The sequence below is a fragment of the Nostoc sp. LEGE 12454 genome, from assembly GCF_056620565.1.
The window spans coordinates 17,118-30,463 of record NZ_JBWQXL010000038.1; the positions used below are offsets into that span (position 1 = coordinate 17,118).

8 protein-coding genes are annotated in these 13,346 nt (G+C 41.7%); 5 read left to right on the forward strand and 3 right to left on the reverse strand.

What is annotated here, in order from left to right:
- Positions 1-311 precede the first annotated feature (311 nt).
- The 3 genes from AC1F2U_RS26785 (at position 312) to hetF (ending at position 7,687) form a co-directional block, all read left to right on the forward strand.
- On the forward strand, positions 312-1,907 hold the full coding sequence (locus tag AC1F2U_RS26785; protein ID WP_480263861.1) for a protein kinase domain-containing protein: 1,596 nt from the start codon (positions 312-314) through the stop codon (positions 1,905-1,907).
- 695 nt (positions 1,908-2,602) lie between these two features.
- Entirely contained in the window at positions 2,603-3,361 is a 759-nt protein-coding gene (locus tag AC1F2U_RS26790) for an FHA domain-containing protein (RefSeq protein WP_480263862.1), read from the forward strand.
- Between the two features lie 1,800 nt (positions 3,362-5,161).
- Positions 5,162-7,687, forward strand: coding sequence for a cell division protein HetF (hetF, locus tag AC1F2U_RS26795; RefSeq protein WP_480263863.1), 2,526 nt, complete (start codon positions 5,162-5,164; stop codon positions 7,685-7,687).
- A 201-nt stretch (positions 7,688-7,888) separates the two neighbouring features.
- Here hetF and AC1F2U_RS26800 read toward each other — a convergent pair whose 3' ends face one another.
- The 3 genes from AC1F2U_RS26800 to AC1F2U_RS26810 form a co-directional block, all read right to left on the reverse strand.
- Positions 7,889-8,455 (reverse strand): antibiotic biosynthesis monooxygenase, encoded by a 567-nt coding sequence (locus tag AC1F2U_RS26800; RefSeq protein ID WP_480263865.1) that lies wholly within the window; start codon positions 8,453-8,455, stop codon positions 7,889-7,891.
- Between the two features lie 1,130 nt (positions 8,456-9,585).
- A complete protein-coding gene (locus AC1F2U_RS26805) occupies positions 9,586-9,903 on the reverse strand; it encodes a hypothetical protein (protein WP_480263866.1) in 318 nt (105 codons plus the stop codon).
- A gap of 207 nt (positions 9,904-10,110) precedes the next feature.
- Positions 10,111-10,947 (reverse strand): prephenate/arogenate dehydrogenase, encoded by an 837-nt coding sequence (locus AC1F2U_RS26810; protein ID WP_480263890.1) that lies wholly within the window; start codon positions 10,945-10,947, stop codon positions 10,111-10,113.
- A 70-nt stretch (positions 10,948-11,017) separates the two neighbouring features.
- On the opposite strand from AC1F2U_RS26810, the gene AC1F2U_RS26815 reads away from it, so the two are divergent.
- The gene (locus AC1F2U_RS26815; protein ID WP_480263891.1) at positions 11,018-12,580 is read left to right on the forward strand and encodes a pentapeptide repeat-containing protein; all 1,563 of its coding nucleotides are present in this window, start codon (positions 11,018-11,020) and stop codon (positions 12,578-12,580) included.
- A gap of 128 nt (positions 12,581-12,708) precedes the next feature.
- Positions 12,709-13,302 (forward strand): DUF1517 domain-containing protein, encoded by a 594-nt coding sequence (locus AC1F2U_RS26820; protein ID WP_480263892.1) that lies wholly within the window; start codon positions 12,709-12,711, stop codon positions 13,300-13,302.
- Positions 13,303-13,346 lie beyond the last annotated feature (44 nt).

Sequence of the window (13,346 nt, forward strand, 5' to 3'; positions counted from 1 at the left end):
CAATTCTCCCATGCAAAAACCAGATTAAAGCTGATTTTTTGAATGAGATAATAGCCCGATGAACGCCATAAGCCATGAGAAAGCGTTATTAGGAATTACGAATTGCTAGAAAATAGCATAAACAGTATTTGCCAATGTAAGTATAATAAATAATCTTGTTTAGCGATCGCTTTAGGTAATCTCAGTTAAACTTTAGGAACTCTTCAAAGGATTTCCAGCAAAAATTACCTGGCAAGAGTTGATTAATGTCTAAATAATTGGAAGGGAGTATAACACTCCCCGTGATTATTCGTGCAGCGAGTTGAGAGTGCATGAGCTACTGCTTAAATCCTACCTGTTCCAATCCAGAAAATTTGGTATATAGCCAAAGGTGTCAGTCTTGTGGCTCGCAACTACTGTTGCGCGATCGCTATCAGGCGATCAAACCATTAGGTCAGGGTGGCTTTGGAGCCACCTTCCTAGCCAACGATCAAGGCTTACCAGGAGAACCGAGTTGCGTAATCAAACAATTACGCCCATCAGGAAGCGCCCCACACGTTTTACAGATGGCTAGAGAACTCTTTGAGCGAGAAGCCAAAACTCTAGGTAAAATTGGCAATCATCCCCAAGTACCAAGATTGTTAGACTATTTTGAAGATAGTGAGCAATTCTACTTAGTCCAAGAATATATCAGTGGTGACACCTTGCAAGAGGAGGTCAAACTTAACGGCATCTTGAGCGAAACTGGAGTCAAGCAATTTTTGAGCGAGATATTGCCACTGTTGCAATACATCCACGATCAAAAGGTGATTCACCGTGATATCAAGCCAGCCAACTTAATCCGCCGCACTCAAGATGCCAGAATGGTACTCATCGACTTTGGTGCTGTCAAGAACCAAATTAGCCAAAGTGCGACAGGCCCATCAGGACAGACAGCATTAACTGCGTATGCTATTGGTACTCCCGGTTTTGCACCTCCAGAGCAAATGGCTATGCGTCCAGTCTACGCCAGTGATATTTATGCACTAGGCGTAACATGCATTTATTTACTGACTAGCAAAACTCCTAAAGATTTAGATTACAATCCCAACACTGGCGAGATGATGTGGGAGCAGCTTGTGCAAGTGAGCGATCACTTAGGCAATGTGTTGCGAAAAATGTTAGAGGTGTCTGTACGTAATCGCTATCAGTCAGCGGCAGAAGTTCTCAGAGCATTGGAAATAGAACCATACTTAGATAGTTTAGCAAAGGGTTTGCTGACTAAATCTGATAATCGATCTAAAGAGCGAACACATAACCACCTGGAAAATTCTGCTGTTTTATGTAACAACCCTGCTGCTACCAGCACTGGAGTGGCACAGGTAGCAGCAGCGATTCGTGCTAGACGAGCCAAGGCAGCAGAAGCCGCGGGATTACACCAGGGTTCTGGGATGGCCAAATCAACGACTTTCAGTAGCAACAGCAATGGTTCACAAAGTCAAAATTCTAAAGTTGGGCGGAAGTTAGATACCCAAGGTTTATTAACAGCTTATCTGAAGGGAAGACGAGATTTTGCCTTACACAATTTAAATTTGCTAAATCTGCAAGGTGCTGATTTATCTCAAACAAATTTCCATTCTGCTCAATTGCAAAAAACCAATCTTCAGGGAGCTAATCTTCACAATAGTGATTTTGGCAGAGCCAGTCTTACTAGAGCAAATCTTAAGGATGCTAATTTGAGCAAAGCATACTTTAACCATGCTGATTTAGAAGGAGCAGACCTGCGAGGTGCAGACCTTAGCAATGCTTATCTCAGCAATGCTAACCTCCGAGGAGCTAATTTGTGTGGTGCTAATCTCACCAGTGCCAAAATTTCTGATGAGCAGCTAGCACTAGCAAAAACAAATTGGATGACCGTGCGCCCCAATGGAAAACGAGGCTTGTTGTGATTTGAAAGTGTGAACTACCGCAATCTACAGACGGATGGAGTTTCCTAATTCATTGAGAATAGCCTCTTTTGCCGCCGTAGTTCTATGCGAATATTCTCCTAATATTAGCTTCTAGATTATCCTGATGGATGAATCCTTTTTATTGAAGTCAATTATTTTAGATTAGCAGAATAGCCTCAACCTCCCTGCTTTTAAGTTCTCCATTTTTATTCACAATTTTAAAACACTTATTTTATCAGAATCACAAGGCTGAACTTTTCTTGTATCTGGGAAAGTTAGCCCTGATTCTTATCGAGAAAAACTTAGATTTATTCAGAATTGACCAAATATGTATAATGTTTAGGTTCATCTATGACCATCACTCTCACGAATATTAAGAAATATCCAACTATCTAGCAAAAATACGTAGATGAGTGTCAATTCTTTATGAAATCTTTATGATTTTTATCTGTTACAAATAACAAATGATTATTTACAATAAACCATAAAGCATCATAATAATTTTCTAAAGGTATTTACATGGTTTTTCTAGCTATAAATAACAGAGAATCTCACACCTAAAATTTGTAAAATAGCACGATCCTAAACCACTAAATTTTTCAGATGGCAGTAAAAAGCAGAAAATCAATTATCCCTGATTGTCAGCTGGAGATGTATATTACAACCGAAATCAGGTAGTATAAGGTTTACGTATAATGACTGACTTTGCACAAACGGAAATAGAACGCCGATTAACTTTATATCAAGTATTCCTCAAGTTGTATGAACACCACAGCAGCCTTCTAGATGAAATTCTTCAGCTAGAAAACCTATCTCAACCGTCGTTGAGGAGAGTCAAGACGACGGGTTACGTACATGGGGTAGTGGATAGTGCTGCTGTTTATTTGATGACTAACTTGGGCGACAATCAGACTCAGAGTTTACGACAGCCACAGCAAATCTGGACGATAGGTCGTAATCACACTAGTGGTATTTGCATTGCTGACAATCATCTCTCTCGTCGCCACGCTGCTATTCAACATATTGACGAGCAAGGCTTTTACTTAATTGATTTCAACAGTACCAATGGCTCGTTTGTGAATGGTAATCGCGCTGTTAGGCCGATTAAGCTCAAAGACGGCGATCGCATCCGTCTAGGAAATATGACTTTTGATTTTTTTGTGACTTCTACCTACCGCGTTCTGCCAACTGTTGCAATAGATTTATTGATGCAGCTTGTGCATCGAAGGAATAATCATACAGTAGATATACTTAGTTCTTCCCAGAATAGACAAAAACCTTTAATTGAAAAACCAGATTCTAATTTAGAGGCTTTCAGAAATTTCGGAATAGTTGAGAAGCTTGAAAATTTTTATGACAACTTCAGTTCAGAACAGAAATCAGAAATTTTAGACCGCCTGTTTAGCACACAATTATCGTCTAATCCCAATCAAATAAAAAATTGGAATTTCTAGCAGTTTTCAATTGCTTCAGGAGTGCTGTTAGCGGTAGCGTAATATTTAGTCTGTTAACCTCTGCTGAGAAGGTAAGGTTTGCTGAGGCAGACAAATAGTGAAAGTTAAAAGGAAACTCGTCAAAGTCAAAATATACAAAAAAAATTAAGAATGTGATTAAATATCATAGCAATCATTTTGGAGTAGCGTCTCTAGCTCACAATAAAAAGAAAGCGATTCAGGGATTGAGTGAGTAAGTTATGCTCTATCCTGGCAACAGGAGGATACTCAAGGTCTACCAGCAGTAGCAACAAGAGTAGTGATAGTGATTTACTCGGTTATGTCGCTCACCGCTACGCGTTTAGAGCAAAAAAACCCCCAGTGGGTGTTAACCTACTAGGGGAGTTAGTTATCAGGGTGCATCTACCAATTAAGTGTTCTCAGGTTGAAGACCATACTCCGGATAAATTTGGACAAAGGTCAGTTATTTTTTAAATAAAAAAACCCCCAGTGGGTGTTAACCTACTAGGGGAGTTAGTTATCAGGGTGCATCTACCAATAATCTTTTCTAGGGGCAGCTAGCATCTTCCGGGAAAAAAAACTAAATTAGGGTTGATATCTACGATGATCTGTAAAGCTCGTACCTCTATGGAGAAGCTACGCGTAGCATCTTTGAGAGGAAAAGACTCGCTATAATTTCTTAACTAGACGCATTTGCGATCGCTATTGGTAACGCAACTAGTAGAAAAAACTCCCAGTGGATGTTAACCTATCAGGGGAGTGAGTTATCAGGGTCAGTTATTTTTTTAAATAAAAAAACCCCCAGTGGGTGTTAACCTACTAGGAGAGTGAGTTATCAGGGTGCATCTACCAATAATCTTTTCTAGGGGCAGCCAGCATCTTCCGGGAAAAATGAACTAAATTAGGGTTGATATCTACGATGGGCTGTAAAGCTCGTACCTCTATGGAGAAGCAAGCTACGCGTAGCATCTTTGAGAGTAAAAAACTCGCTAACATTTCTATACCAGACGCATTCGTTATCGGTGACGCAACTAAAAAAAACCCCCAGTGGGTGTTAACCAACCAGGGGAGTGAGTTATCAGGGTGCATCTATCAATAATCTTTTCTGAAGTAAATGGGTCGCTACCGGATTAAATTAGCAGAGGTTGAAGTTGTTACTGTTTGTCGATGGAAGAAAAACCTCAGAGGGGTTAGTTATCAGGACAGACCTAGCAATTAAACCCTCAGTGCGCTGCTTGACAAAATGAGTGTGTCAGGGTTAATCAATAGCACTCAATTTTCATAAAAAAACCCCCCAGTGGGCGTTAGCCAACCAGGGGAGCTAGTTATCAGGGTGCATCTACCACTTAAATGTTCTAGGTTTAACCACCATGCTCCGGATAAATTTATTAGAAAATTGATTGTTATCGTGTGTCAAAAAAAACCAAAGTGGATATTAACTCAATTAGGGGAGTTAAAGATCGGGGGACATCCATCTATTAATCAAGTATTCTAGGATTAAGCATTATTTTCTGGTAGAGAATATCTGCGTCAGAAATTGCTGTTGTTTGCCAAAAATAAAAAAACCCCCAGTGGGTATTAGCCAACTAGGGGAGTTGAAGATCAAGGTGCATCTACCAATTAAGTGTTCTAGACCCAAGTAATCCGATCCGGATAAAGTTGTAAAGGCAGGAAAAACCAAAACAGCGCGGAATCAGAAACATTCAGGGGCAGGATGCATCTAAATTATCAGAGAGAGCGAAAAATCGACTTGAAACTTTCGCGTTTCAAACCAGATTTAGGAGGCGGACAGGAGAAGTTGTGACCCAGGAATTCCATATTTCCGTAACCCCAGTAGGGCAAAATGACTACTTGGTGCGGACGGAACAAGTCGCGCCTGGGGTACCATTGGCAGAAGAATTGGTGACTTGGCCTATAGCTGATTGGTTGATGGCTGCTGGGCATTTGATGAATGACCCGTTGAATTCGGTGTTGCAAGGAGATCCATTTACCTCTGGCGGGCATGAAAGCGATATCGCCAGAAACTCTGTGAATTTGGTGGCGTTGGGTCAACAATTTTATAACGCCCTATTTCAAGGGACTCTCAGAGATAGTTGGATTACTGCCCAAGGTATTGCCCAGAACCATCAACAAGTACTACGCTTACGCTTGGGGCTAAAAGACACTAGATTAGCTCGTTTGCCTTGGGAAGTGATGCACGCAGGCGATCGCCCTCTGGCCACTGGGCCTTATGTGGCTTTTTCTCGCTTCCAAAGTGGGATTTCGGGGGCTTCTCCTTTGCGATCCCTGCGGGGGGCTACGCCTACGCAAAATATGCCCACACCGCCAGAACAAGGTGGTGTCAGAGTCTTAATGGTAATTGCCTCTCCCTCAGATCAAGTTCGTCTTGACTTACAGAAACAAGAAGCAATTAAACTGCAAGCGGAACTTCACCGTCAAACGTCACGACCTGGTGAAGGTCGCAATCGTTTTCCCGAAATTGAACTCACTGTATTAGACCAACCAGGACGGGAAGAACTGACGCAAGCCCTAGAACAAGGCAGATACCACGTTCTCCACTACTCTGGTCATAGTAATTTAGGCGCAAATGGCGGAGAAATTTATCTTGTTAGTCGCAGAACCGGCTTAACGGAAATCTTGACTGGGGACGATTTAGCAGGTTTGCTCGTCAACAATAATATCCAAATGGCAGTGTTTAATTCCTGCTTGGGGGCATACACAGCAGCGTCCAATCCCTCTGGAGATACTGGCGAACGAAACTTAGCGGAAAGTCTGGTGAAGCGCGGAATTAGAAGCGTCTTGGCGATGTCAGAACGGATTCCTGATGAAGTGGCGCTGACGCTCACACAATTGTTTTACCGCAATTTAAATCAGGGATATCCAGTAGATTTGTGTGTAAGTCGGGTGCGCCAAGGATTAATTTCTGCTTATGGTTCTCACCAGATGTACTGGGCATTACCGATTTTATATCTCCAGCCAGAATTTGATGGTTTTTTAAGTCAGGAAACTGAGGTTTCTGCAAGTAGGGAGTCGCTGAATCAGTATAGTTCGCCTTTAGGGGTAACTTCCACGATGTACCCTGGTATACCTGATGATAGCGAGATGCCTTTAGGAATGGAAGACATGATTCCTAGTGGTTTGACGCGGGACTCTTCTGGGTTGGATTGGCTGGGTGAAGATACTTGGGGCGATCTGGTTGATGAAATTGAGTATGATGACCCAAGCTATGAAGAAGATTCTGCGATAGTTTCGGATTTGTTTCGTCAGCTAGATAACCAAAAACCTGGAACTGAAGCGGATCGACAAATTCACGAAAATAGTCTTCACCAAAGCCAGATATCAGAGGAAACGACTTCCTCAGAAGAAGAAGCAGATTTGTGGGGAGAAGTTCCACCACCGCCACCTGCAACTCCTGGAAACCTTGAAGAAAATTGGCAAAAGTCTAATTTTTCGCAATCGCAACCACCCCCGCCAAGAAATCGTACCCGTCGCCGCAAACTGTGGCCGATTGTCGGCGTTGTGGGGATCGGTGCGATCGCCGCTGCGTTCGGTTTAAATTGGTGGTGGCAAAATCGCCCCCAAGCACTGCCTAAAATACCAGAAATTCCTACCCAGTCTCTACCTGATTCTCGACCGATTCAAAAGCAGCCGAATATCGATTTAGGAATAGAAGCAACTGGAATTGTCACCGCTACTGCTACGGAAAAATTGAGCCAGGGTGACTTGCAAGGTGGGCTATTGGCTGTAGAAGAACTACTGAATCGGGGCGCACTGGCTGCGGCTGAAACTTCCTTAAAACTAATTCCCAGTAAACAAGCTGACGATCCATCTGTGAATTTTTACAAGGGACGATTGGCGTGGCAGTCGATCCAAACTGGAGACAATAACTATAGCGTCGATGATGCCCGCCGTTATTGGGAAACTGCTGCCAAAGCTAAACCCGAATCGCTTTTGTATAATAACGCTTTGGGATTTGCTTACTACACAGAAGGCAATCTGAATCGCGCCAATGATTCTTGGTTCAAGGCTTTGAATTTAGCTCTCAAAGAACAGAACACAAAATCAACATCCAGAAACACAGCAGTTCCTCAAGATGCTTTAACTTCTTATGCTGGTTTAGCTCTTGGATTGTATAAATCTGCACTTAGTCAATCTAATGGTAAGCAGACGCAATATTTGAATGAAGCGATTAAGTTGCGGCAAACGGTTCTCAAGTCCGATCGAGAAAATTTCCAGGTAGATAAATTAACTAAAAATTGGCTGTGGACGGAGAAAGCGATTGAAGATTGGCGATCGCTCCTTCAGAAAAAAGGCGAAGAACAGTAATATATAGCGCTTTTCGTTTGTATGCAATACACTCTTACCTCTCTCCAAACCTCTCTCCTAAGAGGAGAGAGGCTTTGAATTTTACTCCCCTTCCCTTGCAGGGAAGGGGCTGGGGGTTAGGTCTGTATCGGAATCAACTAAGAAAGGCTATATTGTGATGGTTGTCTTCGGATCTGAAATAGGGTTAGTTCGACTTTATTCCTAAATTTTTCGTGATTTAGGATATAGCCAAAAGCTAAACAAGCGGCTAACTCTCGGCATGACAACATAGGTTAAGAGCAAAACCATAGTAATCGTTATAATCAACGAAATAATCAAGGGTGGTAAACCACGAATTAGGGGTACTAAGAACGTATTCAATAAATTAATCAACACATATACAGCTCCCCAAGTTAGTAAGGCTGTTTTATAGCGCGGTGGAGTTTTTAATGGTTGACCAGGAAGAGAAAACCAAGCTTCTAATCCACTAATTTTTTGAACATAAGGATCGGATTCAACTAAATGCTTTCCTTGATTGAGCAAATGTTCGCGATCGCGCGATGTCATCCACACTTCTAAATTTTCATAATTGTCAAATCGGAAGATAATCACATATTCATTTCTGACCCCAAGTTGGGGACAAATCACCTTTGTTCCCATGTGACCCACATAAGTTCTGGAAACCCTGGTAATCTCTTTCAACCAAGCTTCGTAAGCAGTTTCGCATCCTGGTTTGACAAGTTGTGTAATGACCACGGTTACAAATCGATCGTTCTGTTCTATCTCCATTATTTATGCTAATCAATTTTGGATTTTAGATTTTTTCACATAGCTTGATTTTCGCAGGGCAAGCATCGATTTACTTGCTGTAAAACTTTTATGACCTTCAAACTGCTTTTAAATTTACTGTACTGAGATGTTGTAAATTAAGCAAATTGATTTCTGCAATATATATTTTAGGTTTTATGTATTGACAATAAATACCAAATATGAATTGGGTGAAAGGTGAATTGCAATTGCAGTTCTGCACTTCAGATTCATGGCTTGTTTCAATCCCTAAAAGGATGTCTGAAAAGTTTTTTTGTATACATCTAACCCTTGGAGATCCCCCTAAATCCCCCTTAAAAAGGGGGACTTTAAGACTCTTATTCCCCCTTTTTTAAGGGGGGTTAGGGGGGATCAATAAATATTTGATACTTCTCAGACATCCTCTAATAGGGATTTTGATGAATTGCAATTTAGGGTTTTTTAGAGCGATCGCAAAACATGGTGTTTCAATCCCTAATAGGGATTTTGATGAATTGCAATTTGCCACGGCATTCATCATCAAATAGCCAGGAAAGTTTCAATCCCTAATAGGGATTTTGATGAATTGCAATTTATGATGTTGTGATGCCTCAAAAGCCCACTGATAAGTTTCAATCCCTAATAGGGATTTTGATGAATTGCAATCAGTAATTTTAACCTTGGCGGTATTGGTAATTAGTTTCAATCCCTAATAGGGATTTTGATGAATTGCAATGGGAGCCTGAAAGCCAAACTATATTTAGTTTTCAAGGTGCGGTTGCGCGATTTTGGAGCAATCATAGCATTAGAGAATTCCTTTGGGAAGAGTGCCGGGAAAAGTTAAAGGCTGACATCCTAGTTTTTGTAAGCATTTCAGAGATTGCGCGGATGATAATTGGGTGATGAGTGGGGTGAAATGCTTGCTGGTATTGAGATAGAAGCACTTTTTTATGGCTGTGGAATTTGTACACCTACCCATTCACGCATTTGATATACAGAAACTCTATGAGAGACGCGATCGCTAAAAATAACCTAATGGTGATGGGGGGCGCGATCGCTGCCTTCGGAGTCAGAAATCCCAGTCTTTAATATGCTTATAGCCTCCCACATCACACACAACAACACTTGTAATGCTAGTCTTGAGACTCCTCAGAGATAGATTCTGATTCGGTTTCAAGTTCTTCTGTTTTAACTTTGGGGGCTGGAGGTTTAACCGGTTTTGGGCCGCGCGCTAGTGCAGGATTCACCGATTGTCTGCCTTCATCCCTAGATGACGATCCTTTTTTCCCTTTGTCAGACGAGCGTTGGCGCAGCCCGCCTTCGGCATCGCGACTCGGTTTTGAGCTTTTGGGGTTGGATTCAATAGGGGTTACAGAATCCGAATTTTCGGAATTGTTGTCAGTGTTTGCTTGAGACTGACGTTCCGATTTCTTAATTGGACGTTCTACCATTGTTGATTTTTGTAAATTTATCTGTATGGTACATCGGTTTGGTGACTGTCAGACTGTAGAGTAGCATTTTTAAATATTTTCTTGTTGGAATTTCTGAGTAGCTGTGGAAAGTTGTTTTGACAAAAAAGCAGCCAACAAACTTTATCAATTAACTCACTAAATTAAAATATGGGTGCGTTATCGATAGCTAAACGCACCCAACAACTATTAAACAAAATCAGGTCGTGCCTGTTGCCTTGATTTGAACTTTTCCTCTAAAACTGCCCAATTTTCTTGCTCAATTAAGTTAGTCAACTCATCGAGGTTTTGACGATATTGTTGTAGCGATCGCAGCAATGCTTGACGATTATACCGCGCCATCATCACGCCCAACTCTGGATTCCCACCACCCACACGACTAGTATCGCGAAAACCCGAACTAGCTAACTTTTGGGCTAATTGCAAAACATCGGGGTCAGTTTCGCTCAAACAAGCAGCAATCAACGAAGAACTGACCATCACAGGTAAATGAGAAATCCAACTCACAGCGCGATCGTGTTGTTCTGGTTGACAATAATAGATATTAGCTCCGAGCGATCGCACAATTTCTTCCACAACTGTAATTGCATTAGTTGGGGTTGTAGCTATCGGTGTTAAGACATAAGGTTTATTAACAAATAAATCTCGCTGTGCAGCTTCTATCCCGCTGTCTGTTCTGCCCGCCATTGGATGACCGCCGATAAAATTATCCCAAAGGGGAGTAATATCCTTGACTATCTGTGCTTTCGCCGAACCTACATCAGTGACGACTGTAGCCGTAGGCAAATGAGCGATTAACTGTTCAAATTGGGGCACAATAAGGGCTAGAGGTGTACAAATAAATACAACTTCTGCGGCTGCTAATAGGCTCAGATCGACTGATGCTTCATCAACACTGCCCAAGGTAACTGCCTTTTGACAGGTTGCTTCACGGCGACTAACTCCTAAGATATGATGTCCTTGCGATCGCAAATCAAAACCCAAAGATCCGCCTATCAGTCCCAATCCTAAAATTCCAATATTCATTTTTGATTTTGACATTCTGTTTTTTATGACTTTACCAACTATTAAAGTTGGCATCCAAGGGGTAGCATCGATGACTGTAGAGGAATTACTCGAACAATACGCAGCAGGAGTCTTAAACTTTAGTGGTGTTGACCTCCCAGAAGCCAACCTAAGTGGGGTTAAGCTCAGTGGTGTAAATCTGAGCGATGCTAATCTGAGTATAGTCAACCTGAGTGGCGCGAATCTTAGTGAAGCTAACTTGAGCAATGCCAAGCTGAATGTAGCCAGACTGAGTGGTGCGAATCTATCCAGCGCCATCCTCAATAACGCCAGTCTCAACGTCGCTAATTTGATTCGAGCGGATCTAAGTCGCGCTCAACTTAGAGGAGCCTCATTAATCCGCACCGAATTAGTTCGCGCTGACCTCAGTCGCGCTGATTTGTCGGAGGCCGATCTCACCAGTGCTGATTTGCGAGAGGCGACACTCCGCCAAGCGAATCTCCGTCACGCTAACTTGAGTGAGGCTATCTTGAGAGGTGCTTCTTTAACTGGAGCCAACTTGGAGATGGCTAACTTAAACGCCAGCGATCTCAGTCGCTCGGACTTGAGCGGTGCAAATTTGCGAGATGCCGAACTCAGACAAGCCAATCTCAGCCATGCTAACTTGAGTGGGGCAGATTTGAGTGGTGCAAATCTCCGGTGGGCAGATTTGAGCGGCGCAAATCTCCGATGGGCAGATTTGAGTGGTGCAAAATTGAGCGGGGCTGATTTAATTGGCGCAGATTTAAGCAATGCCAATTTAACAAATACAAGTTTAGTCCACGCCAATTTAACTCAAGCAAAATTAATTAGGGCAGAATGGATCGGTGCTGACTTAACAGGAGCAACTTTAACGGGAGCCAAGCTTTATGCCACTTCCAGATTTGGTTTAAAAACCGAAGGCATGGTTTGTGAATGGGTCGATCTTAGCCCAAATGGCGATCGCTCAATTGTCCAAAATTTCCATTCTGAAGAGTCACGAGATTTTTTTAACGAAACACCGCCAACAATTCGGATTATTGTTGATGCAGCTCTAGAACACGAAGCTAATTTTGCGATCGCTGGTGCTTACTACCAAATTGCTCAAGAATATCGAGGGCTGAAACAACCTCCAAGCATTGAAAGCGGCCGTCGCCGAACTATTTTTACCTTTCATGTAGATAGCGACGAAGCATTATTTCCCACTGCTTACATTGTCATTCTTCCCTTTCTAGATGCAGCACCTACCCAAAAGAATATTTTCAGTATAGTGGAAATGATTAACAGTGAAGTTTTTGCAAACCAAAACTTAAAATCGCCTCATATAGTGAAACAATTAAATACTCTTTTAGAACAAGCTATAAATCAGGCTACAAAAATTAAACAGATGAAAAAAAATATCGAAGTTGCCGCAAAATTAAATTTTTGTAAAGCCCCAGCCCAAATAGTTTTAACCAATTCCAGTGCCCACACTTTGATTGTTTATGACCATCCCAACTTTGGGAAAAGATTTATTAATCGCTCTGTTCTCAATGCTTCAGCTTATGATATATCCAGTGATTTAACAAAAAATATATTACCTTCATTAGATACAGTTATAGATTTTGTCAAAGGATTTCATTATATTAGTCATTAGTTATAGGGCATTGGGCACTTGTACTGAGTGAAGTCGTTGGCGTAGCCTCTCGTAGAGAAGTATTGGGCATCGGGCATTGAGTATTGAACTAATGACAAATGACAAATGACAAAATTTTGGAGGAAAAAATGAGCAATTTTTTTAATAAAATGATTGGTCGAACTCGCTATGTAGTGTTTCGCCTATTTCTGCACTTAGGGGGAGGTGAAGTAGCGCCAATTTTGGGAGTATTAAATAGTGCTGGACGAGATGCAATCGATGCCGATGGCGACTTAGAAGTATTAGGAGAAGGATTGGTAGAAATTAGCCAAACCTTGCTGCAATATGATGAATATTGGCTTTCTGCTGCCAACGAAGGTGATGTATTTTTTAATGAGGGCGAAGCGGGGGATTACGTGAATGAATTATTTACTGACTCTGCCGAAAGATATCTCAGCGAACCAGATTACAGTTCCAACTCTGGATTGAATGAACCTTTATCCATACCTGTAACCCGCAACGTCATTGTGATGATTACAGTAGCTTATGAAGGAGAAGTACCAGATTTGGAAACCGATCTTTCTAACGTTCAGGCGCTCAAGGAAGGATTGAAAGCATTGATAAATTTGCATTATAAACATAGATTAAAGGCAATCCAAGTACATTTCTCACCAGCACAGTTAGGCGATGAACTTACTAGCGATCAACTGCTGCAATATTACCCAGAATTGATTCCTTTGTAATTTGTTGGGTAGTCCGTACTTACTACTCAGATGATAAATTGTTA

Bases quoted from the DNA above. Each gene is read 5' to 3' on its own strand.
- AC1F2U_RS26790 (WP_480263862.1), top strand. From the start codon at position 2,603: ATGACTGACTTTGCACAAACGGAAATAGAACGCCGATTAACTTTATAT.
- AC1F2U_RS26810 (WP_480263890.1), bottom strand. From the start codon at position 10,947: ATGAATATTGGAATTTTAGGATTGGGACTGATAGGCGGATCTTTGGGT.
- AC1F2U_RS26820 (WP_480263892.1), top strand. From the start codon at position 12,709: ATGAGCAATTTTTTTAATAAAATGATTGGTCGAACTCGCTATGTAGTG.
- AC1F2U_RS26805 (WP_480263866.1), bottom strand. From the start codon at position 9,903: ATGGTAGAACGTCCAATTAAGAAATCGGAACGTCAGTCTCAAGCAAAC.
- AC1F2U_RS26815 (WP_480263891.1), top strand. From the start codon at position 11,018: ATGACTGTAGAGGAATTACTCGAACAATACGCAGCAGGAGTCTTAAAC.
- AC1F2U_RS26800 (WP_480263865.1), bottom strand. From the start codon at position 8,455: ATGGAGATAGAACAGAACGATCGATTTGTAACCGTGGTCATTACACAA.
- AC1F2U_RS26785 (WP_480263861.1), top strand. From the start codon at position 312: ATGAGCTACTGCTTAAATCCTACCTGTTCCAATCCAGAAAATTTGGTA.